Annotated in this window: 21 protein-coding genes; 14 read left to right on the top strand and 7 right to left on the bottom strand. The window is 60.5% G+C overall.

What is annotated here, in order from left to right; all coding sequences use genetic code 11:
• The first annotated feature begins 54 nt into the window (after nt 1–54).
• Nucleotides 55–414 (top strand): hypothetical protein, encoded by a 360-nt coding sequence (locus tag U1A53_RS10050; RefSeq protein ID WP_322280548.1) that lies wholly within the window; start codon nt 55–57, stop codon nt 412–414.
• Here the strand turns inward: U1A53_RS10050 and U1A53_RS10045 are convergent.
• A complete protein-coding gene (locus U1A53_RS10045) occupies nt 401–898 on the bottom strand; it encodes a hypothetical protein (protein ID WP_322280546.1) in 498 nt (165 codons plus the stop codon). The two genes, U1A53_RS10050 and U1A53_RS10045, sit on opposite strands and share 14 nt — an antisense overlap.
• A gap of 274 nt (nt 899–1,172) precedes the next feature.
• Here U1A53_RS10045 and U1A53_RS10040 point away from each other — a divergent pair, with 274 nt between their 5' ends.
• Together U1A53_RS10040 and U1A53_RS10035 are read left to right on the top strand one after the other, a co-directional pair.
• The gene (locus U1A53_RS10040) at nt 1,173–2,144 is read left to right on the top strand and encodes a DUF2971 domain-containing protein (RefSeq protein ID WP_322280544.1); all 972 of its coding nucleotides are present in this window, start codon (nt 1,173–1,175) and stop codon (nt 2,142–2,144) included.
• A gap of 357 nt (nt 2,145–2,501) precedes the next feature.
• On the top strand, nt 2,502–3,758 hold the full coding sequence (locus U1A53_RS10035; protein ID WP_322280542.1) for an SEL1-like repeat protein: 1,257 nt from the start codon (nt 2,502–2,504) through the stop codon (nt 3,756–3,758).
• A 339-nt stretch (nt 3,759–4,097) separates the two neighbouring features.
• Here U1A53_RS10035 and U1A53_RS10030 read toward each other — a convergent pair whose 3' ends face one another.
• The gene (locus tag U1A53_RS10030) at nt 4,098–5,633 is read right to left on the bottom strand and encodes an arylsulfatase (protein ID WP_322280541.1); all 1,536 of its coding nucleotides are present in this window, start codon (nt 5,631–5,633) and stop codon (nt 4,098–4,100) included.
• Nucleotides 5,634–5,714: 81 nt separating this feature from the next.
• On the opposite strand from U1A53_RS10030, the gene U1A53_RS10025 reads away from it, so the two are divergent.
• From U1A53_RS10025 to U1A53_RS10005, 5 genes are all read left to right on the top strand, one after another.
• Nucleotides 5,715–6,971, top strand: a complete 1,257-nt coding sequence (locus U1A53_RS10025; protein WP_322280540.1) for an NAD(P)/FAD-dependent oxidoreductase — start codon at nt 5,715–5,717, stop codon at nt 6,969–6,971.
• 70 nt (nt 6,972–7,041) lie between these two features.
• Complete coding sequence (locus U1A53_RS10020) at nt 7,042–10,101, top strand: hypothetical protein (RefSeq protein WP_322280538.1); 3,060 nt, start codon at nt 7,042–7,044, stop codon at nt 10,099–10,101.
• Nucleotides 10,088–10,654 (top strand): DUF1318 domain-containing protein, encoded by a 567-nt coding sequence (locus U1A53_RS10015; protein ID WP_322280536.1) that lies wholly within the window; start codon nt 10,088–10,090, stop codon nt 10,652–10,654. Before U1A53_RS10020 ends, U1A53_RS10015 begins: the two co-directional genes overlap by 14 nt.
• Complete coding sequence (locus U1A53_RS10010) at nt 10,651–10,974, top strand: hypothetical protein (RefSeq protein ID WP_322280534.1); 324 nt, start codon at nt 10,651–10,653, stop codon at nt 10,972–10,974. Before U1A53_RS10015 ends, U1A53_RS10010 begins: the two co-directional genes overlap by 4 nt.
• A 9-nt stretch (nt 10,975–10,983) precedes the next feature.
• Complete coding sequence (locus tag U1A53_RS10005) at nt 10,984–11,580, top strand: L,D-transpeptidase (RefSeq protein ID WP_322280532.1); 597 nt, start codon at nt 10,984–10,986, stop codon at nt 11,578–11,580.
• A gap of 12 nt (nt 11,581–11,592) precedes the next feature.
• Here the strand turns inward: U1A53_RS10005 and U1A53_RS10000 are convergent, their stop codons facing one another.
• Nucleotides 11,593–11,814: a hypothetical protein gene (locus tag U1A53_RS10000; RefSeq protein ID WP_322280530.1), complete on the bottom strand. Its 222-nt coding sequence runs from the start codon at nt 11,812–11,814 to the stop codon at nt 11,593–11,595.
• 98 nt (nt 11,815–11,912) lie between these two features.
• Here U1A53_RS10000 and U1A53_RS09995 point away from each other — a divergent pair, with 98 nt between their 5' ends.
• The gene (locus U1A53_RS09995) at nt 11,913–12,320 is read left to right on the top strand and encodes a hypothetical protein (protein ID WP_322280528.1); all 408 of its coding nucleotides are present in this window, start codon (nt 11,913–11,915) and stop codon (nt 12,318–12,320) included.
• Between the two features lie 13 nt (nt 12,321–12,333).
• Complete coding sequence (locus U1A53_RS09990) at nt 12,334–14,250, top strand: hypothetical protein (RefSeq protein ID WP_322280526.1); 1,917 nt, start codon at nt 12,334–12,336, stop codon at nt 14,248–14,250.
• A gap of 38 nt (nt 14,251–14,288) precedes the next feature.
• On the opposite strand, the gene U1A53_RS09985 is transcribed toward U1A53_RS09990, so the two are convergent.
• The 3 genes from U1A53_RS09985 to U1A53_RS09975 are packed head-to-tail and all read right to left on the bottom strand — an operon-like array spanning nt 14,289 to nt 16,582.
• Nucleotides 14,289–15,026, bottom strand: a complete 738-nt coding sequence (locus tag U1A53_RS09985) for an amino acid ABC transporter ATP-binding protein (RefSeq protein WP_322280524.1) — start codon at nt 15,024–15,026, stop codon at nt 14,289–14,291.
• Nucleotides 15,016–15,783 (bottom strand): amino acid ABC transporter permease, encoded by a 768-nt coding sequence (locus tag U1A53_RS09980; protein WP_322280522.1) that lies wholly within the window; start codon nt 15,781–15,783, stop codon nt 15,016–15,018. Before U1A53_RS09980 ends, U1A53_RS09985 begins: the two co-directional genes overlap by 11 nt.
• Before the next feature lie 46 nt (nt 15,784–15,829).
• The gene (locus tag U1A53_RS09975; protein ID WP_322280520.1) at nt 15,830–16,582 is read right to left on the bottom strand and encodes an N-acetylmuramoyl-L-alanine amidase; all 753 of its coding nucleotides are present in this window, start codon (nt 16,580–16,582) and stop codon (nt 15,830–15,832) included.
• A 63-nt stretch (nt 16,583–16,645) separates the two neighbouring features.
• Here U1A53_RS09975 and U1A53_RS09970 point away from each other — a divergent pair, with 63 nt between their 5' ends.
• Genes U1A53_RS09970 through U1A53_RS09960 form a run of 3 tightly spaced genes read left to right on the top strand, consistent with a single transcriptional unit; the run spans nt 16,646 to nt 18,689 of the window.
• Nucleotides 16,646–17,923, top strand: coding sequence for a LysM peptidoglycan-binding domain-containing protein (locus U1A53_RS09970; protein ID WP_322280518.1), 1,278 nt, complete (start codon nt 16,646–16,648; stop codon nt 17,921–17,923).
• A 56-nt stretch (nt 17,924–17,979) separates the two neighbouring features.
• On the top strand, nt 17,980–18,510 hold the full coding sequence (locus tag U1A53_RS09965) for a hypothetical protein (RefSeq protein ID WP_322280517.1): 531 nt from the start codon (nt 17,980–17,982) through the stop codon (nt 18,508–18,510).
• Complete coding sequence (locus tag U1A53_RS09960) at nt 18,507–18,689, top strand: hypothetical protein (protein ID WP_322280516.1); 183 nt, start codon at nt 18,507–18,509, stop codon at nt 18,687–18,689. The genes U1A53_RS09965 and U1A53_RS09960 overlap by 4 nt, the downstream gene beginning before the upstream one ends.
• Before the next feature lie 20 nt (nt 18,690–18,709).
• Here the strand turns inward: U1A53_RS09960 and U1A53_RS09955 are convergent, their stop codons facing one another.
• Complete coding sequence (locus tag U1A53_RS09955) at nt 18,710–19,234, bottom strand: cytochrome C (protein WP_322280515.1); 525 nt, start codon at nt 19,232–19,234, stop codon at nt 18,710–18,712.
• 141 nt (nt 19,235–19,375) lie between these two features.
• Here U1A53_RS09955 and U1A53_RS09950 point away from each other — a divergent pair, with 141 nt between their 5' ends.
• Nucleotides 19,376–22,468, top strand: a complete 3,093-nt coding sequence (locus U1A53_RS09950; protein WP_322280514.1) for a PVC-type heme-binding CxxCH protein — start codon at nt 19,376–19,378, stop codon at nt 22,466–22,468.
• Nucleotides 22,469–22,484: the final 16 nt, after the last annotated feature.

Here is a 22,484-nt window from a genome sequence, read left to right as displayed (position 1 = left end):
GGTAGGAGATCGCCGCCGCTTCCAAGGAGCGAGGCCTCTCATCCTTCCGAGGCGGTGCGCTGGAATATGCCGTTTGAGGGCACCACCGAGCCGTTTACCGGCAGGATTCGTCCATTTAGCGGCAGCAATGGCCCGTTTATCCTGCGGATTAAACCGTTTAACCGGCGGAAGAAGCCGTTTATGCAGCGCAATAAACCGTTCCCCCACCGCACTAATCGGTTTACAGCGCCGGTTAAATGGATTCATGCGGAGGTTAAACAGTTTCTTCAGGCGGATGAATGGATTAGCCAGCAGGTTAATTGGTTTGTTCCGTCCACTAATCGGCTGATTCAGCCGGATAAACGGCTCATCCTACCCGGAAAAGGGACTGGAACGCCGGTAAATGGGGCGGAAAGTGCCCTTATTCCGTTTTAGCGGGCGAAAATTCAGCGGAAACGGCTGGGGAATCAGCGCTAGCAGGCGGTGTTTCGGCCGGAACGGGACGGGGAATGGTGCAGCGGTAAAGACTGCCGTTCCGGCCCGTCCTCGCTTCGGCAATGATGACCTTCCCCTGCCGGATCATGCGGTTGAGAAAGGTCTTCACCGTGCTGGTCTCCGGGAAGTTGCGTGTGACCTTGTAAATGGCACGCTTGAAGTCCTGCGGGGCGAAACCGCCTTCCGGCATCTGCACCAGGCACTCCAGGAAGATCTCCTCGGACGACTTCCGCTTCTCCGCCGGGGCCGGACTTTGAATCGGCGACGCGGGAGCCGCACTCACGCTCACCGGTGCCGGGGTGGTCGCCAGCAAGGGCCGATGCTCCTCCAGCAGCGCCCGCACCTTGCGGACCATCTCCAGGTCCGCCACCAACTTGGCCTCCAGCCGTGCCAGAGCATCCGGGGATAAATCAGAAACCGTCATGGGAAAGGGTGATCCGTTTACCGAATGGCGTCAAACGGAAGGTTTTTCGTTTCGGAGCCAATGTCTCAATATCGGTCTCAGGAGATTGGCATGCGCTATCTGCTAGGCATCTGCGGCTGCCGTGAGCGAGTAAGGACTAACCAGTCCGTGTTCCGCAATCCACAATCACAAGCAGAGAGATCTACAGCCCACTGCTTGCGTAAGGCGGATTGAAAAGTTGGGGCGACGATAAAGTGCCTTTCTCCTTATCGCTTACCTGTGGTTTCGTGGAGGCATGAAAAAGAACCCGTCTTTTGAGAACAGCTCAGCATGGAAACGTGCTGTCATTGACCGCCTTGATGGAAACTACGTATTCACAGATCATCTGGAGGAAATTCAGTCGGAAATTGACCGGTATCTTCCCAAGTTTCTTTATCGCTACCGATCAGCATCCAACGTGAATCATGTTGCCAGCTTGTTGGCAGGTGAGGAGTGGATGGCTTCTCCGCTGACCTTTAATGATCCGTATGACAGCGGTTTCGCGATCAATTTCGAGCGTTTGGAAGCAAGCATCATGACACCTGATGCCATAGAGGTAATTTGGCAGAAACAGAATCTTGATGCGGAGTTCGACTCCAAAACCAAGCAAGAAATTCTTTCGAGTCCGAAACCCCTTGATGCTCTCATGCGTGCGCTTTTGGCGCAAAGCCCCCTTCATCAGACAAACAAAGATCAGATAGTAGAGGAAGTATGGAGGCGGCAGCAAGAAGCCATGCGCGACGAGATGAGGGATAGTGTACGAATATGTTGCTTCAGTGAGGACGCGACATCCATCCTCATGTGGAGCCACTATGCCGACTATCATCGCGGATTCGTCATCGAGTATGACATCGAGGCATTTTCAGCCGATCAGCGTACCGCCTTCTTTCCGGTGGACTACCGGGATGGACTGCCTGACACCGACGGGGTTTTCCTGAACCGCACCAAGGCCAATCTGTTTTGGAGAGTTGCAGCGGCCTGCATGAAGGCAATTTACTGGAGATATGAGCGTGAGTGGAGGTTGATCACCTGGAATACAGCCTTTTCAGGAAAATTTGAGGGTAGCGCACACCCGATCCAAATGCCAAAACCAGCTCGTGTGCTGTTAGGAGCCAAGATCGAGCCTCGAAACCAACGACTGATCGAACATATCTGCAAAGCAAGAGGCATCCACTGCCCGCCGATGAAGCTAGAGCCGGGCGGGTTTCAAATTGATACTGCATCTTAACATTTCCCAAAGCCCAGCGGGCTTTCGTCATGCAGCGCTCTCCTGGGAACCGCGTCACCCACGAACCCCGCAGGATCATGAACCTTAGCGAGGTTCCGTCACCCGAATGTCTCGGAGTTCCATTTTTTCGTCGTAGGGGTGTTGTTTCAAGGTGTAGACGGAGCACCAGTCGTACTCATGTGCTCGGCCCGAACCCGGCAGCGCTGAAAGCGGTGACGTGAGATCGAAGCAAGATTCCGGGCGCGGAACAGCCATGAGAGGGCGGTGAAAATGTGTTTCGGCTGTGATGCAGTCTGCTCGGCCAATTACTTTAAGTTTTCTCGTTGTGACGACACACGTTATGCCTAGTGCTCTTGCATGGACTCAGATCCGCTTCCAAGTCGAGGATATCTCAGGGCTATTTTTGAGAATGGCGATGCGGAAGAGCAATTTGAATTTGGCGAGCGTTATGCCCGAGGGGAGGGAGTGTGCGAGGATGCCATTGAGGCAGTGAAGTGGTATCGCAAGGCTGCTGAGCAGGGATATGCGAAGGCGCAATACAATCTCGGCGTGCACTATGCTAACGGGGATGGAGTTCCCAAGGATGTCGGGGAGGCGGTGAAGTGGTGTCGCAAGGCCGCTGAACAGGGATATGCGAAGGCGCAATGCAGTCTGGGAGTCCGCTGCACCAAAGGAGAAGGAGTGCCCAAGGATGTCGAGGAGGCAGTGAAGTGGTTTCGCCAAGCCGCTGAACAGGGACATGCGATTGCGCAATACAATCTCGGCGTTCACTACACCAAAGGGGAAGGAGTGCCCAAGAATGTTGAGGAGGCGGTGAAGTGGTACCGTAAGGCCGCTGAACAGGGAAATGCGAATGCGCAATTTAGTCTAGGTGTCCGCTGCTCCAATGGAGATGGAGTGCCCAAGAATGCTGAGGAGGCAGTGAAGTGGTATCGCAAGGCCGCTGAACAGGGCTATGCGAATGCGCAATCCCAACTCGGAGTTTGCTACCTCAATGGTCAGGGAGTGTCCAAGGACGCTGAGCAGGCCGTGAGGTGGTTTCGCAAGGCCGCTGAACAGGGGCTGGCGAATGCACAATGCAGCCTCGGCGTGCGCTACGACCAAGGGGAAGGAGTGCCCAAGGACGCTGAGGAGGCCGTGAGGTGGTTTCGCATGGCCGCTGAACAGGGGCTGGCAAGTGCGCAATACAATCTCGGAATGAGCTCCGGCAAAGGTGTCGGAGTGCCCAAGGATGCTGAGGAGGCAGTGAAATGGTATCGCAAGGCCGCTGAACAGGGCTATGCGAATGCGCAATACAATCTCGGAGTGTGCTACCGCGATGGTGAGGGGGTGCCCAAGGATGCTGAGGAGAAGGTGAAGTGGTATCGCATGGCCGCAGAACAGGGGCATGCGGGTGCGCAAAACAATCTCGGAGTGTGCTACCGCGATGGGCAAGGTGTCCCAAGGGACTTTGTATTGGCTTACAAATGGGCAAACTTAGCGGCAGCGAGTCTTCCAATGGCAGCCGAATTGAGGGATGAAATCGAGGCCAAACTTCCCAAGGCATCGCTGATGAAGGCGCAACAATTGTCGCGCGAGTTCCATGTTAATTCAGGGGAATCGAAGTCAGGTTGAAAAAAATCAACAACCCTGCCTGCAAGCCTAATCCATCGCGCTCAGGTAAAGCCCAACGGGTTTTCGTCATGCAGCCCAGGAGTGCCGAGCGCCAGCGAGCGCTCTCCTGGGAACCGCGCCGCCTACGATCCCCACCGGATCAGGAACCTCAACGAGGTTCCGTCACCCGAATGTCTCTACGGCATCGCATCCCCCGTGACGGGACCGCGTTGCGGTCCGGGCGAACGTCTCGCGGCCTGCGCAGCCACCCCAATCAGCCGGGAAATCCGGCGAAGGAGGCCATGACATTGACGGAGCGTTGAGCGCCGGACACTCCTAGCCTACGACCGGAGGCCCAGCTCACTTCCCCCCAAACTGCTTTTGATACAGCGTCTTGAACGGGTTCTCGGCGGCGAGCGGGGCTTTTTCGTTCACGAGCAGCGGCTGGACGCTGTCCCACCATTGGTCGTAGGCGGTGGCGAGTTGTTTTACGATGTCGGGATTCGCGACGGCGAGGTCGGTTTGTTCGCCGGGGTCGGCCTGGAGGTCAAAGAGCTGCCAGGAGGCGGGCATGGGCTCGGGTCCGGCGCGCACGATGGCGTTGGCGTCTTTGGAGGCGGTGCCAGCGGGTGCTTTGGGCGCGGCTTTGGCCTTCTTGCCTTTGGCGTTGTTTTTGGCGGGGCCGCCGCGGGCGGCGTTGGCGTTGACGAGATGCCAGCGGCTCATGCGGACGCTGCAATTGGTGAACTGGTATTTCTGCGGATCGGCGTCCTTCGGCCAGCGGCCGACGTGGGTGAAGAGCTGGCGGTCGGCCCATTCGGCGTTCGGATTTTCAAGCAGCGGGACGAGGCTGCGGCCTTCGACCTGAGCTTTCACGTCATCGGTGAGCCTGGCACCGGCGAGTTCGGCGAGGGTGGGGAAGAAGTCGATGTGGGCGGTGAGCTTGGTGACGGGTGCGGACTTGAGCGTGCCGGGCCAGCGCCAGAGGCTGCTGGCCTTGATGCCGCCCATCCATGGCGAGCCTTTGGCGGCACGGAGTCCGGCGTTGTAGGTCTTCACCCCGGCGGTGCCGCCGTTGTCGTTCATGAAGATGACGAGCGTGTCGTTCTCGATGCCCCATTCCTTCAGCTTGGCGAGCAGCAGGCCGAGATTTTCGTCGATGTTGTGCAGCATGCCGAAGAAGCTGGCGGCGTCATCGCCCTCGACCTTGCCGTCGAACAGCGCCTTGTCCTCGGGGCGCGCGATGTAGGGGCCGTGCGGGGCGTTGGTGGCGATGTGGCAGTAGAAGGGCTGCTTGCCCTTCACGCTTTCGATCCACTTTTTCGCCTGCGCGAAGAACACATCGGTGCAGTAGCCTTTCGTCTTCTCGAAGGTGCCGTTGTGCAGGATGGCGGGGTCGAAGTACTTGTTGCCCGGCGCATCGCCGCAACTGCCGGGATAGCTCTGGCCGATGCCACCGGCACCGTGGGTGAACGATTCGTCAAAGCCGCGCGCGCTGGGCCAGTAGTCGGGTTCGTCACCGAGATGCCATTTGCCGAAGATGCCGGTGGTGTAGCCCGCCGTTTTCAGCACCTGCGCCAGCGTGGTGGCCTGCGGCGTGAGGCGTTCGCGTTCGAGGATGGTGTGCGTGATGCCGTTTTTGAATTCGTGGCGACCGGTGAGCAGCGCGGAGCGTGTCGGAGCGCAGGTGGGGCTGACGCAGAAATCCTCAAAGTGGACGCCCTCGGCATTGAGGCGGTCCATGTTCGGCGTCTTGAGCACGGGATTGCCGTGGCAGCTCATGTCGCCGTAGCCCTGGTCGTCGGTGAGCAGGAAGATGATGTTCGGGCGCTTGCCGGCCAGTTCGGCGTGAACACTCAAGGCACCGAGGAGGGAGAGAAGGAGAAGACGGATCATGGCGGCGTTCAACGTCGCCATTCACGAGGAGATTGCAGCCGTGTTGTGTCCTGCCGACGTAATCGTGCTACGATGACCGCCATGAACACCGACTCTTCCAACCAACCGCGCGTGGTGATCATCGGCGCTGGATTCGGCGGACTGGCGGCAGCGAAGGCGCTGGGCGGTCAGCCGGTGCAGGTCACGGTGCTGGATCGGGAGAACCATCATCTGTTTCAACCGCTGCTGTATCAGGTCGCCACAGCGGGACTCTCGCCCGCGAACATCGCGCAGCCGGTGCGCAGTATTCTGCGGCGGCATGAAAACATCGAAGTGCTGATGGCGAATGTGACGGGCTTTGATCTGGAACAGAAGCGTGTGCTCGCAGGCGGACGCAGCGTGCCGTTTGATTACCTCATCGTCGCCACCGGCGCGCGGCATGGTTATTTCGGCCACCCGGAGTGGGAGGCGTTCGCGCCGGGCCTCAAAACGCTCGAAGACGCGCTCGACATCCGCCGCCGCCTGCTGCTGGCGTTTGAAAAGGCCGAGGCGGAAAGTGATCCGGTCGAGCGTGAGCGGCTGCTGACGTTTGTCATCGTCGGCGCAGGCCCCACCGGAGTCGAAATGGCCGGGGCGATCTCGGAAATCGCGCGTGAGACGATGCTGCGCGACTTCCGGCGCATCGATCCGCGTGAGGCGCAGGTCATTTTGCTCGACGCGGCGGAGCGTGTGCTGCCGGTGTTTGACGCGGAGCTTTCACGCAAGGCGGAGGAGCAGCTACGGCATCTGAAGGTCACGGTGCGACTCGGCGTGAGCGTGCAGGACATCAACGCGGAGGGCGTGAGAACCAATGATGGCTTCATCCATGCACGCACGGTGATCTGGGCCGCAGGCAATGCCGCGTCGCCGTTGGTGAAAGCACTGCCGGGCACGTTTGACCGCGCCGGGCGTATTCAGATCAGCGAGACGCTGCAACTGCCGGACGCGCCGCACATTTATGTCATCGGCGACACGGCGCTGTGCCTCGGCAAGGACAAGAAGCCGCTGCCCGGCGTCTCACCGGTGGCGATGCAGCAGGGGGCGCATGCGGTGCGCAATATTCTGGCGCAGATCGAGGGGCGGCCACTCAAACCCTTCGCCTACTGGGATCGCGGCAGCATGGCGACGATTGGCCGGCATCGCGCGGTGGCGGATGTGAACTTCGCGAAATTCAGCGGCCTGCCCGCGTGGCTGGCCTGGGTCTTCGTGCATCTGATCTTCCTCATGAGCTTCCGCAACCGCGTCTCCGTCTTCATGATCTGGGTGTGGTCGTATTTCACCCGGGCGCAGGGAGCGCGGCTGATCACAGGCAAAAAATGAGGGCAGGCGAACAAGGAAGGCCGGAAGCCATGCCTTTCATTTCCTGCTTTCCCGCCTTCCTTAACACCTCGTGAAACCAGACTCCCAACCACCCAAACGCCGCCGCTGGTGGCGATGGTTGTGGCGTTTGAGCCTGATCGCCATCGTGATGGCCGCCGCGCTGGGTTACTGGGCCTGGAAGGAGCGCGTGCTGCTGGTGAATGCCGTGCTGCTGCGGCTCGGCGGTGATGTGCGGGTGCAGATCGTGAAGCTGGACTGGGAGGACGGGGCGCTGCATGTGCGGGAGGTGAGCACGCTGCACACGCCCAGCGCGCAACGCGTCGCGACAGTGGATCATCTGGAATGGCGGCCGAGCTGGAGCCAGTTGCGCTCAGGAAATCTGGGCGGCTTGAAGGCGGAAGGCACCACAGTGGATGTGCCTTTGGCGTGGTTGCTGCCATCCGCACCGTCCGCACTGTCCCCAGCAGGCACGGCAGCCGGTTCATCACGCCGCTGGCGTCTGGAGGTGGTGGATCTGGCGCCGACGAAGTTCGTGGTGCGCGATGCCGGGTGGAAGCCGGTGTTCAGCGTGATCGTGACGCAAAAGGTGGAGGCGCTGGAGATGGGCGGCAGCAAGTCGCCTTCGTTTCAAACGGTGATCACGGACTTGAAGCAGGCGGAATGGCACGGGAAGCCGGTGTTTGTCAGCGTGCATCTCGAATCGGTGATGCGTGAGGACACCATCGAGTTGAAGAAGCTTTCGCTGCATGGCGGCAACATCGATCTGGACTGGCTCAAGGAGTTCAGCCCGGCGCTGAGCGCCAAGCTGCCGCCGCTGCGTGGCGAGGTTCAAGTGGAGTGGGAAGGGCGCGATGCGCGGCTTTCGAGCGCCGGACTGATCGCCGGCGGCACGCATGAGGTGCGCTTGAAGAACCTGCGGATCCAGCCGCAGACCGGCGCGGGCATGGTGAAGGCCGAGGCGGTCGATTTGAAGATGTCGCAGGATTTGAACGGCCTCTGGCATGTGCAGAAGGGGCTGGTGGTGAAACCGGAGATCGAGTGGACGCGTGAGCTGGAAGCCGCGCTGCTGCCGAAGGATGAATCGAAGCAGGCGTCTGCGTGGAAGATGCAGGTGGACGAGCTGGAAGTGCGGGATGGCAAGGTGAGGCTGTCGCCGACGGAGCTGAGCCCGGTGGCGGGAGAGTTTGGCTGGAGCACGAAGCTGGAGGCGCTGGAGATCGCCTCGGATGGTGTACGGTCGGCGGTGAAACAGAAACTGGCGCTGGCGAAGCTGGCGCTGTACTGGGGACGGCTCGATCCAAACCTGAAGCCGCGTCCTTTCATCTCGGTGGAAAGCGCCGGACTGGAGGCGGTGCCCGACAAGCTGCGTGAGCTGTGGCAGGTGGAGTCGCTGGTGCTGGCGGGGCCGCATCTGGAGCTGACGCCGGAAAACGGGCCATGGTTTGACAAGGTCGTGGCGGAGCCAGTGAAGCCGCTGCCGAACAATCCGGAGCCGGTGTGGTGGCAGCGGCTGCAGTTTGGCCATCTGGCGATCCAAGACGGCGCGGTGGATATGGCGATGAAGCTGGCGGAGCGCGTGGAGGCCTCGACGCGGTTTCATGTGAGCACGGAGGCCACGAAGCAGCGTCTGCACATCGAGGACGTGCGGGTGCGCATCCCGAAGCGGGCGAATCTGCCGGTGCTGAGCCTGGAGAATGTGGAGGCGGTGGCGGCGCTGCCGGAGATGTGGCGCACGCGGCGGGTGGAAAGCTTGAAACTGGCAGGCGGCCAGATCGAGGTGGGAGAGGCGTTGATGACGCTGTTCAGCGGCCAGGCGGCGGTGGTGGAGGAAAAAGCGAATGCGGCGGCGGCACGCTGGACGGCCGGAAAAATCGAGGTGGAAAAGATGGGCGTGACGCTGATGAGCATCGCGCCCGGCCTGCCGCCGGTACGCTTTGATGTGACGTTCCATGCGAACGAGACGCCGCTCGATCTGGACGGCCTGGCGGAGAACGTGGAGCCGCAGCGCATCGTGCTGACGCGGCTGCGCATCCCGTCACCACACGAGCCGCTGCGCACGGTGGCGGAGATGGACATGATTCATGTGAACTACACGCTGGACGGCCTGCTGCACCGCCGCATCGACCGCGTGGAGATCGTCTCGCCGCTGCTGTATGTGGGCGAGGATTTGTTCTGGTATGTGGAAAACTACCGCAAGATCATGAAGGGCGAACCGCCGAAGGCAGACGCCACTGCCGGACCGCCGCGACCGCCGAAGCCCGCAACGCCGGGCTGGCATGTGGACACACTGGCGGTGACTGAAGGACGGCTGGTGCTTGCACCGAAGGGCGTGCCATTGAAAGGCTTCAGCAAGCCGTTTCCGTTCAGTTTCACGTCCAAACTGGAAAGCGGCCAGCTCGACGCGGTGTTCGACATTCCGACGGATGATTACACGCTGGCGGACCTGAAGCTGGAGTTTCGCGGCATGAAGGGCCAGGTACGCTTCAACCTGCCGATAAAGGACCGGAACAACAACCTGACCGAGACCTTCACGGTGGAGCAGGTGCGCTGGAAGCAGCTCCACATCGAAAAGGCGCACCTGAGCGTGACCTACGACGCGCACGGCATCTATGGCACGTTCGGCGGCGAGTCCTACAGCGGCTATGTGAACGGGGCGTTCGACATCTATCTGGACGATGTTTACACCTGGGACGGCTGGGTTTCGGGCGTGGGAGTGAACCTGGGGCCGGTGACGACGGTGATGTTTCCCCGCTATTTTTTGCTCAATGGCGTGGTGGAGGGAAAAATCATCGCCACCGGGAACAGGAACGAGCTTTACCAGGCGGATGCGGAGTTCAAAAACCACTCGCGCGGAAAGTTCAGCATCGCGGCGCTCAATGACATGATCGCCGCCCTGCCGAAGGCGCTGACGGGCAGCCTCAGCGACCAAATAACCCGCATCGGGCTGGAAACGCTGCGTGACTTTGAGTATGAGAGCGTCGATAGCAAAGCACGTTTCTACGGACGTGAGGGCCGCGGCCACCTGCGGTTCACCGGCCCCTACGGGGCGCGTAACTTTGATGTGAATGTCTATGACCACCGCTGGAAAGAGGAACCGCGCAAACAGGAGGCCGCCGATGCAGTGGAGTGAACTGAGCCGGCTGCCAATGGTGTTTGGGGCTCTCATCTTGAGCGCCTGCAAGCAACTGCCCGCGATCCCGCTCACCACGCCGAAGCCGCTGGAGGTGAACCTGAACATGCGCCTCGACATTTACCAGTATCGTGGTGATGAGCCGCTGGACAAAGAAGCCGCAAAAAGCGCCAGCGAGGCCACGCAGCGGCTGCGCAACCGCATGGAGGAGATCCAGACACTGAAAAACAACCAGCTCGTGGGCGAGGATCATCGCGGCCTGCTGCTGGTCCGCGAAGTCCCTGCAGGCGACTGGGGGCCACAGATGCAAAAGGCCGTGGCCGCTGAAAACGAGGACCGCATGCAGCTCATGCGCCGGAAGGCGAAGGAATCCAACCGGCCGCTGCACGAGATCGAGAGCGAGCAGTGGCGGCTGCGCACGCAACAGGCCAACACCGGCGAGTGGATTGAAGTACCTGGTGCCACGCCGGGCTCGTTCCAATGGAAACGTGCCGGAGCCGAAACGAATCCCCCAGCCACGCCACCTGCCACTCCAACCAAGACCACACCATGAGACTCATCATCTTCCTCCTCATCGCGCTGCTCGTCGTTCTGGCCCTCACCAATCCTAACGAGGCCGAGTTCCGCTCCCACATGCAGCAGAAGTACGGCATCGCCGGTTCGCTGAGCCTGAAAGTGGCGGCGATCTTCTCCGCCGGCACCAGCACCGGCGTGCATCGCGAGAATTTCTTCATCTTCAGCCGCTACTATATTGGTGGTGATGGCATCCTGCCGCGCACCGACCTGGCGTGGGGCGTGGCCGGGAAGTTTTTCGACATTGAGGAAGAAGATGTGACGAAGAAGGACGGCCGGGAAAATTCCACGCGCTTTTAACTCACATCCATGTGGCTGCGCATTCTGCTCGTCGGGAGCCTGTTCATGTCCAGTTGCACGCTGCTGCAACGCAAGCCGCGGCCCCCTGTGGCACCACAGCCGGTCTATCATATCGATGAGGTTCTTGTCGGCACGTTGAAGCCAGGGTCAGCGCGGATCGAAATTGATCTGACCAGACAGGAAATGCGCCTGTTGAACGCGGACCAGGCACCGGTGGTGGTGACGCAGATTTCCACCGGCAGGCATGGCAACCCAACACCCACGGGTGATTTTAAGGTGCTGGAGAAACTGCCGACGAAGTTCTCGAACCGTTACGGCAAGTTCGTGAAGCCGGACACGCGCGAGGTCATCGTCTGGCGCACTTGGGAGCATCAGGGGCCACCGCCGGCCGGCACTGAATACGAGGGCTACGAGATGAGACACTGGCTGCGTCTGACCTGGCCCGGCGTGGGCATTCATCACGGCGAGTTCAAGCCGGGCGAGCTTTCCAGCAAGGGCTGCATCCGCACGCCTGCGGAGCCGCAGCGGGTCATCTGGGAGCATGCACGGCTCGGGACGCCGGTGCGCATCACCGGCAGCATCCAAGGACATCCTGATGCGCCGTGAATGACCTGAAAATCATTTTTTTCCGGTCTCAGGCGGCGGCTCTTCCACTTTTTTCTCCGCCGGCATCTCGAAAGTCACGCTCAGCTCCCAGGCGCGAATTTTGATGGCCCACGCCAACGCCGCCACGGCGAGCAACCCCATGAGCGCCAGATGAATCATGCAGCCGGTACGGCAGCCGATTCCTTGAAACGAATCGCGATAAGTACGGATACTGGTTCTGGCGGAGTCGTTCACGGATGCAAGCTGCTCCATCTTGGATTGGACAGCCAGCAATTGTCGTCGATTTTTGGCCGCCCCGCCCGTTCTCCCCACCCTCTCCTCCCCATCAGCCAATGCCTCGCCGTGCCCAATCTGGAGTCCGCCCCGCCCACTGGCTGGGATTGATCGTCATCCTCGCTGTCATCGGTGGCGGTGGTTATGCCTTGATGAACCGCACCACCGATCCGATGACCGGCATCACCGAACTCAACTCCAACGAGTTCATGGAAAATGCCACGGCCTTGAGCGGCAACGAATACAAGGTCGAAGGCATCGTCGATGACCGGCTCGACAACTGGCGCAGCGCCGACGGCCGTCTCTTCAGCGTGCAGGTCAGCGACGGCACCGGCAACACCTTCGTACCTGTCTGGGTGCCGCCGGACTACAAAGGTTCCAACATTCAGCGCGGCCAGCGCTATGTTCTCAAGGTGCGCGTGCTGGAAACCGGCGTGCTCGAAGTGCTCGAACTCATCAAATCGTAATCCCATCCCCACCATGAAGCGGATCATTCTCACCCTCGTTCTTGCCGGATTATCGCCCGTCTGCGCCCAAGTGCTGCCAGGTGCGCCAGGAGGAACCGCCGCGCCGCCTTCCAACAACACCGCCACGGGCGGGGAGAAAAAAAGTGACGCGCAGATGCTCGGCGGCCTCGCGCCTGCGGTCGATCCCGGCAGCGAAAACGTCTCCTGGGACGGCAAGCTCTGGAACATCAGCAACAACCGCGTGATGCGCTCGCGCTTCGAGGTCTATCTCACCACGCCCGAGGCCAAAAACGCCGAAGACCAGGCCTACCGCGATGTGATGGCGCAGATTTTGGAACTGCTCGCCCCCACGCACAAACCCGCGCCCGAATTGATGAAGGCCTTCGCCCTGCTGCCAGAGGCCGGCACGGCCAAAATCGACGGCGGCCTCTGCAACGCCATCGCCAACTCCATCTGGGACGTGTGGACCTCGCAGAAGCGTGTGAACGAGCGCAAGCTCGCCAACAACGCCATGCTCGACCGCCGCAAGCAGCTTGAATGGAACGCCGAGATGGGCTTGAACAATAACCAACTGGCTCCTCCGGGTGGCAGCAGCAACAGCGGTGCCAGCAAAGGTGGCCAAGGCCAGCAACAGGCCAATCAAACCGCCCAGATGAACAGCGCCACCGTCGGCCGCACCTCCGGCTACATCAAGGGCATCGCCGAGATCGAGGCCCGCATGAAGATGAACGAGACCGCCATGGGTCTTTCCGAGATCACCAGCAAGACGCAGTTCCAGGCGCTCATCATCCAGATGTTTCTTCAGCGTCGTTTCGAGCACGCAGTGATCGCCTGCCGCTTCTACCCCAATTTGTTCAGGGATGGCGACAGCGTACTCCAGCTCGACAAGGACAGCGATGTGCAGAAGGCGCTCTCCAGCAGTTTCGGGGTGCCACCCACCGTCAGCATGATCGACGGTCTCTCGCTCGAAGCCATCCGCAGTGTGGATGAAGCGCTCGTCGCCTTTGAGCAGCTCTCTTTGCGCCAGGATCTTTATAGCGCCGGCAACCGCCTCATGGAGGCCTTCGGCATCGGCGAATACCTGCCACGCGTGCGCCGCCTGCCCATGAGTGAGAAACTCAAGGTGCTCGACTTTGTGCGCGACTCGAACCAGCTCCTCTCCTTCCTCGAAATGAAGGACTACGGCGAAGCGGAAAAGGTCGTGGTCAAGCTCAGGACCGCCGCGAAGGACTTCGACTACGCCAAGCCGCAGGCCGCCATCGAAACCGCCAAGACCATCAGCGACATGCGCCTTCAGGCCGCCCGTGCCGCCGCTGTGAAGGGAGATCAAAACGGCTACGCCACCGAGATCAAGGCCGCCGCCGAAATCTGGCCCACCAATCCGAAACTGCGTGAGCTTTCCAACATGGTCGGCCAGAACTCCGACATCCAGGCCCAGGCGCTCATGGACTTCGACCGCCTCGTCAGCCAGCGGAACTACCGCCAGGTCTTCAACGACCAGGCACGCTTCCTCGCCGCCTCCATCAACGATTCCGCGCGTCAGGAACAGCTCAAAAAAGTGCTCGTGGACATGAACCGCGTGAACATGATCATTCATGGGGCCTCCGAAACCGCCCGCAGCAGTCCCGCCCAGGCGTGGGAGATGGTGGAGAAAGAAGCGCGTCAGTTTCCTGACGATCCTGAACTCACCAAACTCCGCGCCGACCTCGGCGTGAAGGCCAGCGACTTCGTCAGCGCCATCGAGCACGGCCGTCAGCACGAAGAGAAAAAGCAGGTCGGCTCCGCCCTTTCCTGGTATCTCAAGGCCAAGCGCATGCATCCCCCCAGCGAACTGGCCCGTGACGGCGTGAAACGCCTCGTCGAAGTCGTCAAAAGCGGTGACCAGCCGCCGCCCGCTCCCACCGAAACGACCTCGGCGCTCAACAACTGAGAAGCTGGCGGTTTGGACAGCCGAACTCGTCCCCTTCGTCACCGATACTTCGACAAGCCTTCCAGATACTGCTGAGCCAGCTCGGTTTGCGGTTTGGTGAAAAAGTCTGAAGCAGATGAGGATTCCTGAACCTTCCCCGCCGCGAGGAAGACGACCCAGTCGGCGACTTTGCGGGCAAAGCTGATCTCGTGCGTGGCGAGGATGATGCTCTGCCCGGCCTCGGCGAGTTCGCGGATGACATCGAGCACCTCGCCGGTCATGACGGGGTCGAGCGCTGAGGTGGGTTCGTCGAGGAGCAGCAGTCTAGGCTTCGGCGCGAGGGCGCGGGCGATGGCAGAACGCTGCTGCTGGCCGCCGGAGAGCTGGCTGGGACATTTGTGCTCGTGACCTTCGAGTCCGAGGCGATGCAGCAGTTCCAGAGCGCGCTGCGTGGCCTGCGTTTCGGACATGCCATGCACCTCGCGCAGCGGCAGCGTGATGTTTTGCAGCGCGGTGAGGTGCGGGAAGAGATTGTAGCCCTGGAAGACGAAGCCGTTAGCCCGCCGCTCGATCAAGGCACCATTCTCATCATGCGGCAGTGTACGTGCGTCGATTTTGACGCTCCCTTCGTCCGGAACGAGCAGACTGCCAAGCACACGCAGCAGTGTAGATTTGCCGCCGCCGGAGGGGCCGAGCAGTGCGATGACGCGCGCTTCATCGCCCGTGGTGAATGAGGCACCATCGAGCGCGGCGTGGGCACCGTAGCGCTTCGTCACGGTCTGCGTTTCAAGTTTCATACGCGAACCTCCTCTCAAGACGACGCGCGAGGTAAGACAGGGGCAGGGTGACGATCAAATAAGCCAGCGCGAGCGGGAGAAAGCCCTCCAGCGGCTTGTAGGTGGCGGCGTTCATGATTTTCACCTTCTGCACGAGTTCCTCGATGCCGATGACGGAGAGCAGCGAGGAGTCTTTGATGAGCGAGACGAGCTGGCCGGTAGTGCCGGGCAAAGCACGGCGCAATGCCTGCGGGATGATGACGAAGCGGTAGGTTTGTACTTTGTCGAAGCCGACGGCACGCGCGGCCTCAAGCTGCGAGGCGCTGATGCTTTCGACCGCACCACGGAAAATCTCGGCCAGATACGCGCCTTCAAAGCAGCCGAGCAGGATGATGCCGGTGAACACGGGCTGGTCGATGCGCAGGGCGTTCGCGATGATGTAATGACCGATGAGCAACTGCACGAGCAGCGGTGATCCGCGCACCAGCTCCACCACACCGCCGCAGAGCATGCGCACCGGCTCCCACGGCGAGCGGCGGCCGAGCATGAGCAGAAAACCGAGTGCGACGCTGACGATCATGGCGATGAGCGATAGGCCCATCGTCATGAGCCAGCCGTAGCCGAACTGCTGGCGGTAAAGCCACACGCCATCCCAGTTCCACCGGTAAGCCACGCTGGAAAACAGCGTGTAAAACACTGCGGTGGCGAGCGCGAGCAATGCCAGCGCGTAAAGCGTGCGACGTGTCGGCGAAACAGTGCTGTCGGGAGAAGCAGGCAAGGCGAGTGGATTTACGCCGGGGAGCGGTGGTTTGTCCCGCGCAATTTCACTTCACCGCCGTGGCGATGAGGCTGGGACGCGATGGTTGCGCCTGCAAAAAGAGCGCCACGCCCTTGGCGATGCCTTGAGCGACCTGATCGCGGTAAGATTCGTGTTTCAGCTTCGCGGCTTCGCTGTCGCTGGTGATGAATCCGCATTCCACCAGCACGGCGGGGCACGGAGCCTGGGCGACGACGGCGTAACTGCGGGCCTTCGTGCCGCGATTTTGCGCTTTCGTTGTCGAGCAGACCATGCGTTGCACGGCGGCGGCAAAATCGGCGCTGTTGGCAGGTCTGGAAGCGAACTGGCGGGCAGAAAGCGGTGCTGCGTCGGCAAAGTAGGTCTCGATGCCCTCCGCGTCGCTGCCAGCTCCGTCTGTGTTGAGATGCACGCTGACAAAGGCGGCGGCCTCGTGTTTCGCGGCGAGAGCGGCGCGATCTTCGAGCGGCAGGAAGACATCGGTGTCGCGGGTGGTGCGCACGCGCAGTCCGGCAGCTTCGAGCTCGCGCTTCACCCGGCGGGTGAGGTCGAGGGCGAGATTTTTTTCAATGATGTCGTTGGCCACAGCCCCGCCGTCGTGCCCACCGTGGCCGGCATCCACGATGATCAGTGGCGCGGTTTCATCCCAGCGAGGCAGGGCGGGAATCGAGAGGGCGGTGTTTTGGCGCTCCAGCCAGACGAGGGAGGCAGCACTGCCGCCCAGCGCCGCGAAAGCGACGAGGGTTTGGGCTGTCAGGGCGATAAAATGGCGAAATTTCAAAATTATATTCACTTATATAAAATATTTGTTTGAATTAACAACCGAATTTTCTACAATAGCCATATGAAAACGCTGCCTGCCTCCTCCCGTGTGCTGAGTTACCTCGTCGCTTTTTGGGGAACTGCCCTGCCGCTCTCGGCACAGGTTTCCTACAACTACACAGCCCCACCGCCTCCCGGCTACCCGGCTGCTGGAGCGCCGAAACAAACATCAAGGACCACACGCCAGTCTGCCGCCGCCGTACAGGCTCCAGCTACCTATCCTAGCTACCCTGGCACCTATCCGCCGCCTCCCGGGTACACTTACCCACCACCTCCGGGCTATGGCACCGCCCCCCGGACTGCGATTTCCAAACCTGCCGCCACGAAGCCTAGCACCAAGACATCGTCTTCTTCAAAAAAATCCACCGCAGGCCCGCCGCCTCCACCGAAGGTCTATGGCCCCACGGGTGATCTGAGCAGCCAGGTGGCGAAGCTGCGCGACAGCGACAAGGTGCAAAACCTCCGCCTGGGCGATCTGGAACGCGATGTGAGCAGCATCAAACGAGGTGGTAAAAGCAGCTCCGGAAGTCGCTACGCCGGCGGCACCGACCTCGCCGCACATACCACCTACATTGCCAGACCCGGTGACACGCTCTGGCGCATCGCCTCCACGCATCGTGTCAGCGTGGGCGAGATCCAGCAGCTCAACCGCATGACTGAAGAGGAAGTGCATGTCGGCCAGACGCTGCTCATTCCCTCGCCGCATCGCCTCAGCTCCCCAACTACCCAAGTGAGTTACAAGCCCTCGACTCCAGGCAGCTCTCCCGCGCCGGTTAGCACCTCCGCGTATTACACGGTGAAGAAAAACGACAGCCTCAAGGGCATCGCCATCAAGCACAAGATGACCACCGTCACACTGGCCAGTGCAAACAACATCAAGGACGTGAACAAGATCTTCGTCGGTCAGCGTCTGAAAATCCCCGGCCGCACCAGCAGCGTAGCCTCGTCCAAATCGACTCCGCCGCCACAGCCTGAATCGTCTGACACCGTTCCGCTGCCAGGCTTCGGCGTTCCCAGCGCTCCGCCGCCGCCTGCCTCCGGACTCGCACCAGCGACAGCACCCACTCCCGCCCCCTCTCCTGCAGCTCCAGCCAAACCCGACGCCAGCACCGCTGACTCCCACCGCGGCATTCTCGCCTACCGTGTCGATCGTTCGGACACCATCGAGAGCATCGCCACGCAGTTCAGCACCACACCGGACCGTATCCGCGAAATCAACCGCCTCAGCACCAGCACACCGCTCAAGTCCGGCGATGAAATCATGGTGCCAGCGATGGGCGCGGTATCGGTGGGGCGGTGAATGGCAGTGCCAGACAAGCGGCTTGAGCGTGACATGACCTCCGATTAGCCTTCGCCATGCAGTCGCTCGCCGAATACCTTTCCCGTGCCCAACGCCGGGGTGAGTTAAAGTTCATGCTGATTGGCGGCAGGTCGTTGGAGGCTCACGGCTATGTGCGCAACACCAAGGACGTGGACTTTCTGATTGCCACTCACGACATCCCCGTGATGGAGCGTCTGCTCACATCCATCGGCTATCGCAAGGAGGCAGAGACGGAGATTTTCTCACGCTGGAAGCATTCATCCATGGAAGCGGAGGATGTGGATTTGATGTTCGTGGGCGCGTCCACCTTTGATTCGCTCGACAATGACTGCGTGACGATGCAGATCGGTTCTGCGGTGTTGCGGGTGCCTTCCGTGGCGGGGATTGCGGCGCTCAAGCTGCATGCCATCAAAAACAATCCCGAACGTCTCGCCAAGGACAGCACGGACATTATCTCACTCATGCGGCTGAACCCGGCGGCGTTAGATCATGACGGACTGCGGACACTGTGTGAAAAATTTGGCAACGCCGAAATCTGGGCCAAACTCGAACTGCTGCTGTCATGATCTCCCCGCACCTTCTCGATCTCGAACTGCCCGCCGGACGCATCCCGACGGATGGAAAAGACACGGCCACGCCCGAACAAAACGACGCCTGGCAATGGGAAAACACCCGTCTGCGCTGGGAACGCGGCGATTTCAGCCGCAGCGACACGCCGGTGAACGTGATGTTCGAGATCAAGTAGCCGCAGCCTTTGCCACAGGCTCACTCCTTCACAAAATCCCGCATCTCATAGAGCTTTGGGTCACGCACGGGTTCTTTGCGCGAGGCTTTGGCACGTTTGAGCATCTGTGTGAACAGGGCGTCACCTGCTTCGCCCTCATCCATACCACCGAATTCCTGCTCCAGCTTCTCGGGGTCTTCGCCGGATTCGAGGCGGCGCACCATTTCGCGGAGTTCGGGCGGAGTTTTGTCGCCCATCATGTCCGTCATCTTGCGCATGAAATGGCCGAGCTGGCGCGGATCGGGGTTCTCCTCGTCCATACCGCCCATCTCTCGCTCCATGTCCGCCATGAAGCTCTCCATCTTCGTTTCATCCATGCCTGCAAAGGGATCATCCGCCGTGTCTTCCTTCGCCTGGCCGATCACCGCGAAGCGCGACACTCGCTTCTCCATTTTCAAACCTTCGCCATCCGGGCAAGTCGGCACCTTCTCGCGATACGCCAGCGAACGTGCCAGGAACGAATACAGCTTGTTGTTGTCGGGGCAGTAGAACTCGAAGATCGGCATGGTGGTTGGGGAAAGTCGGCGTGCACACTTTAAACAGCCCGCCTCAACGCTCAAGGAAAGCCATGCGCTTCGCGAACCGTTCACGCTTCGCTCATTTCCCGTCCGGTTTCTCCGTTTCATGCGGGAATGGCCATCCACTCCATGAAGCGCCTTCTCCTTCTCTTCGCCCTTGGCCCTTGGCTCTCCGCTTTGTCCCAGCTTCCGCTGGAGTTGAAGCCAGGCACCCGCATCGCCCTCATCGGCAACTCCCTCTTCGACCGTATGCGCGATTACGGCCAGTTCGAGGCGCTCCTGCACCAGCGTTTCGCCAAAGAAAAGCTCATCGTGCGCAATCTATCTTGGTCCGCCGATGAAGTGGCCCTGCGCCCCCGCCCTGACGGCTTTGGCGATCTCAATCAGCACCTCACCGAGCATAAAGCGGATGTCATCCTCGCCGCCTTTGGCTTCAACGAGTCGTTCAAGGGCGAGAAGAGTGTCGCGGAGTTTGAGACGCTGCTGAAAGCCTTCCTCATCGAGTTGAAGAGCCATCGCTACAACGGCAAGACCGCGCCGCAGATCGTACTAGTGTCTCCGACAGCCGCTGAGAAGCCGCATGAGCATCTCAATGCCCAGATCAAACTCTACACCGAGGCGATGAAAAAAGTGGCGAAAGCCGAAGGCGTCGGCTTTGCGGATGTTTTCACCGATTTGGCACCCAAAACGACCAACGGCGTCCATTTGAATGTCGAAGGCTATCTCGCTTTCGGCGAACGACTCTACAACCAGCTCACGCAGGAAACCGCCCCCAAGCTTAACGAAGCCGTCCGCGCGGCGGTGGTGGAGAAGGAAAACAAATTCTTCCAGCACTACCGCCCGCTGAACTACTTCTACATCAAAGGCGGCCGCATGGAGCCGTATGGCGTGGTGAACTTCCCCGGCGAGTTGAAGAAGCTGCTCCAGATGACCGAAGCCCGCGACCGCCTCATCTGGACATCCGCAGATTTCACAGATTCAGCAGATTTAAAATCCAAGCTCCAATCTGCGAAATCTGTGGACGATACCCCCCTTCCTGTGATCACCGGCGACCGTCCCATCAACGAATGGCTCTCCCCCGCCGCTGAACTCGCCGCCTTCAAGATTGACCCCCGCTTCGAAGTCAGCCTCTTCGCCTCCGAAGAAGACTTCCCGGACCTCTTCGTGAAGCCCATCGCCATCCGCTTTGATGCCAAAGGCCGCCTGTGGGTCAGCACGAGCACCACCTACCCGCAAATCATGCCCGGCGAGGCCCCGCAGGACAAGATCCTCATCCTCGAAGACACCAACGGCGACCACCGCGCGGACAAATGCAGGGTGTGGGCGGACAAACTCGCTATCCCGCTCAGCTTCGAGTTCGGCAACGGCGGCGTCTTCGTCTCCGACCAGCCGCACCTGACCTTCCTCAAAGACACCGATGGCGACGGCAAGGCCGACCACCGCGAAAAACTCCTCACCGGCTTCGGCACCGAGGACAGCCACCACGCGCTGCACGACTTCGTCTGGAGCCCCGAGGGCGATCTCATCTTCCGCGAGAGCATCTTCCATCACAGCCAGGTCGAGACGCCCTACGGCCCCGTCCGCGCCCGCGAGAGCAGCTTCTTCCGCTACACGCCCGCCACCGGCCGCCTGCTCGCCTTTGGCAGTTACATGAGCACGAACCCCTGGGGCATCACCTTCGACGACTGGGGCTTCCACGTCGGCAGCCATCCCGTCTTCGCCAGCGCCGTCCATGCGCTCAATCCGCCCTACCCCGACATCCACATCCCCGCCGGCAACTACTTCCCCGCCTACAGCGGCACCTGCGGCCAGGAATTCCTCACCAGCAGCCACTGGCCCAAAGACCTGCGCGACAAAAAACACTTCATGCGCGTCCGCTACAAGCCCACCAACGAAGTCGAGCTGCACGAGTGGGTGGAGCACGACACGCACTTCGAAGAAAAGAAAGTCGGCATCGTCTTCCAGAGCACGAACCTCAGCTTCATCCCCGTGGACATCCAGCAAGGCCCCGACGGCGCGATGTACGTCGCCGACTGGTACAACCCCGTCAAAGGCCACATGCAATACTCCCTCCGCGACACCCGCCGCGACAAAAAGAGCGGTCGCATCTGGCGCATCACCGCGAAGAATCAAAAGCTCGAAGAAGCGCCAAAGATCGCCGGTGCGAGCATCCCCGAACTGCTCGACCTGCTGAAAAGCGAGAACTACCGCACTCGGTATCGCGCGAAGGTGGAGTTGCGGGAGAGACAACCAGCTTATCAAACAGTGAACGCGACCAAAGACTGGTTGAACAAGCGATCAGAAGACGACCTCGCAAATGAACATCTTCAAACCGAGTTGATGTGGGCGCTTGGGTGGAGTGGCTTTCTGGAGGTTTACCGAACCGGGCCATTTCCAATCAAAGCGCTTGAACTGACGACCTCGCCTATGAATCGGCTTCTCAAGGAGATGGCAAGTCCATTAGCTCGCGCTGCTGCTACTCGCCATATCAGGCATCTGAGAGACTTTATCAATTGGCCTCATCTTCTTCTAACAACTGCCTCGAACGACCCCAGCGGTCTCGTCCGCCTCGAAGCAGCCATCGCGGCGAGTTACATCGGCACGCCGGAGGCCTTGGATGCCGCACTCGACCTCCTGAAGCATCCGATGGACAGCTATCTCACTTACGCGCTGCGCACCTCGCTCGACAGCCACACGCTGCAGCCGCTTTGGAAGGGCAACGCTGCCTTCATGCAGCAGCATCCCGAGTTGGTAAAATTCCTCGAAGACAGCGAGCCGAAGAAACCTGCGCAGCTCGCCAAAAAGAAGAAGGCCGAGAAGCCCGATCCCTTCGACGCCCAGCCCGGCCTGCAAACCCTCACTATCAAGACCATCCCCGAGCGCCTGCTCTACGACCTGCGCGAGTTCAAGGTGAAGCCCGGCGCTCCCGTGAAACTCGTTTTCGAAAATCCCGACGTCACCCCGCACAACCTCCTCATCGTCCAGCCCGGTGCCGCCGATGAAGTTGGCATGGCCGGCAACGAAATGGCCAAAACGCCCGACGGCCTCGCCAAAGGCTTCATCCCCGACAGCCCGAAGATCCTGCACAAGACCAAGATGCTCAATCAAGGCGACAGCGAGACCCTCCGCTTCACCGCTCCCTCCGCCAAAGGCAGCTACCCCTACATCTGCACCTTCCCCGGCCACTGGCTGGTGATGAAAGGTGAGATGGTGGTGGAATGAGTACGTTGTTCACGCG

This window comes from Prosthecobacter sp. (assembly GCF_034366625.1).
GTDB lineage: Bacteria > Verrucomicrobiota > Verrucomicrobiia > Verrucomicrobiales > Verrucomicrobiaceae > Prosthecobacter.
The sequence above is the reverse complement of the archived record's forward strand: the minus strand, read 5'-3'. Positions and strand labels throughout refer to the sequence as shown.

Bases quoted from the DNA above. Each gene is read 5' to 3' on its own strand.
- U1A53_RS09965 (WP_322280517.1), top strand. From the start codon at position 17,980: ATGCAGTCGCTCGCCGAATACCTTTCCCGTGCCCAACGCCGGGGTGAG.
- U1A53_RS09950 (WP_322280514.1), top strand. From the start codon at position 19,376: ATGAAGCGCCTTCTCCTTCTCTTCGCCCTTGGCCCTTGGCTCTCCGCT.
- U1A53_RS10040 (WP_322280544.1), top strand. From the start codon at position 1,173: ATGAAAAAGAACCCGTCTTTTGAGAACAGCTCAGCATGGAAACGTGCT.
- U1A53_RS10030 (WP_322280541.1), bottom strand. From the start codon at position 5,633: ATGATCCGTCTTCTCCTTCTCTCCCTCCTCGGTGCCTTGAGTGTTCAC.
- U1A53_RS10025 (WP_322280540.1), top strand. From the start codon at position 5,715: ATGAACACCGACTCTTCCAACCAACCGCGCGTGGTGATCATCGGCGCT.
- U1A53_RS09955 (WP_322280515.1), bottom strand. From the start codon at position 19,234: ATGCCGATCTTCGAGTTCTACTGCCCCGACAACAACAAGCTGTATTCG.
- U1A53_RS09960 (WP_322280516.1), top strand. From the start codon at position 18,507: ATGATCTCCCCGCACCTTCTCGATCTCGAACTGCCCGCCGGACGCATC.
- U1A53_RS10010 (WP_322280534.1), top strand. From the start codon at position 10,651: ATGAGACTCATCATCTTCCTCCTCATCGCGCTGCTCGTCGTTCTGGCC.
- U1A53_RS09970 (WP_322280518.1), top strand. From the start codon at position 16,646: ATGAAAACGCTGCCTGCCTCCTCCCGTGTGCTGAGTTACCTCGTCGCT.
- U1A53_RS10045 (WP_322280546.1), bottom strand. From the start codon at position 898: ATGACGGTTTCTGATTTATCCCCGGATGCTCTGGCACGGCTGGAGGCC.
- U1A53_RS10005 (WP_322280532.1), top strand. From the start codon at position 10,984: ATGTGGCTGCGCATTCTGCTCGTCGGGAGCCTGTTCATGTCCAGTTGC.
- U1A53_RS10015 (WP_322280536.1), top strand. From the start codon at position 10,088: ATGCAGTGGAGTGAACTGAGCCGGCTGCCAATGGTGTTTGGGGCTCTC.
- U1A53_RS10035 (WP_322280542.1), top strand. From the start codon at position 2,502: ATGGACTCAGATCCGCTTCCAAGTCGAGGATATCTCAGGGCTATTTTT.
- U1A53_RS09995 (WP_322280528.1), top strand. From the start codon at position 11,913: ATGCCTCGCCGTGCCCAATCTGGAGTCCGCCCCGCCCACTGGCTGGGA.
- U1A53_RS09990 (WP_322280526.1), top strand. From the start codon at position 12,334: ATGAAGCGGATCATTCTCACCCTCGTTCTTGCCGGATTATCGCCCGTC.
- U1A53_RS09985 (WP_322280524.1), bottom strand. From the start codon at position 15,026: ATGAAACTTGAAACGCAGACCGTGACGAAGCGCTACGGTGCCCACGCC.